Source organism: Scytonema sp. PCC 10023 (assembly GCF_963920835.1).
Taxonomy (GTDB): Bacteria; Cyanobacteriota; Cyanobacteriia; order Cyanobacteriales; family Nostocaceae; genus Kalymmatonema.
The window spans coordinates 1-883 of record NZ_CAWUDP010000330.1 but is presented as its reverse complement, the minus strand read 5'-3'; the positions used below and the strand labels follow the sequence as shown (position 1 = coordinate 883).

At 46.5% G+C, this 883-nt stretch carries 1 pseudogene; it reads left to right on the top strand.

The features are described 5' to 3' along the window. Positions 1-564: 564 nt before the first annotated feature. Positions 565-883: pseudogene (locus tag ACM0OZ_RS49050) on the top strand (transposase); the annotation flags it as partial.

Here is an 883-nt window from a genome sequence, read left to right as displayed (position 1 = left end):
CCGGAGCAACAGGAGATTGTCGGGTTGGGCATCGGGTTGCGCGAGGGGGGCTACCGCCCGCCCTCAGGACTCCCCCCTCGCGCCAGTTGCTGACCGCCCGCTAATCAAGTAAATGGTGTGCCGCCAAGTTCTTAAAGCGGGCAGTCACCGCTTCGCTGCAACTGGCTCAAAAAAAGTCACAGGCTAATATTGAGACTAAAGGCAGTATACGGGAACGCAATTCATCTGAAAATAATGGTTAAGAAGGCAGAAGTACGAAGGCAGAAGGCAGAAGGCGTCCCCACGAATGAATTCGGGGGATTTAATAAAGTTGCTACGCGTTTATTTTTCTCCATAAATAAATTCAGGGGCTTTAAACCTTATGGCAGAGAACAGAGGACTTATTTTTGTATCAAAGCTTACCTTCTTTCCTTCTGCCCTCTGCCCTCTGCCCTCTGCCTTTCTTCGGTAAAAAAATCCGAGTGTGTCAGCCGAAACGCTCATGAGAAGAAAAAGCGGTCAGCAATGTTGAACTGACCACTTTATGGTCAATGCTGGAATTTAGAGAAAAAATTCAGCTTGACCATGAGAACTATCGATCAGCTTAAACAATTTCGGCAAGGTATATACAGTATTCTTGGTAACGGCAAAGACGCCCTATTCGACCTGATGGATGCGGTGCTAATCACACGCAGTGTAAAATCATTCGTTGAATTATCAATGTCTCCTGTGTTTCGGCGAAAGTGGTCTAGCATTTATGAAGCATTAGAAGACAGTAAGCCACCGCGAGAAGAATTGATGCGCTTAGCAATCGAACAAATTCCTCACACAGAGCAGATTGTTTTAGCAGGAGATCATACGGCTTGGTCAAGATTAGAAGCGGTCACCCTCAAAGAACGTACCT